This is a genomic window from Pseudomonas yangonensis (assembly GCF_009932725.1).
GTDB lineage: Bacteria > Pseudomonadota > Gammaproteobacteria > Pseudomonadales > Pseudomonadaceae > Aquipseudomonas > Aquipseudomonas yangonensis.
This window is the reverse complement of record NZ_BLJU01000141.1, coordinates 1-210: the sequence shown is the minus strand read 5'-3', so window position 1 is coordinate 210 and position 210 is coordinate 1. Positions and strand designations below refer to the sequence as shown.

Here is a 210-nt window from a genome sequence, read left to right as displayed (position 1 = left end):
GCATGGATGGATCAGCCGTTCTGGAAGTCGAAAGTTGTCCTCAATTCGCCGCAGGATCTGCAGCGCATGCAGGCCAGCAGCATCGGTGAACTGGGGAGTGATGTCAGCAAGGGCCTGGATGTCGAGGCTGGCGCTCATGCCAGTAGTGTGGCCGAAGCCCAGCAGGAGGTTGAGGCCACCCTGATGGCGGCGGGGGAGCGTCGGCGCAAC

General features: G+C 62.9%; 1 protein-coding gene. It reads left to right on the top strand.

Going from position 1 to position 210, the window contains the following annotated elements; translation table 11 throughout:
- Positions 1-210: DUF3391 domain-containing protein (locus GYB81_RS23840; RefSeq protein WP_233787678.1), on the top strand; the 210-nt coding region annotated here is incomplete at both ends.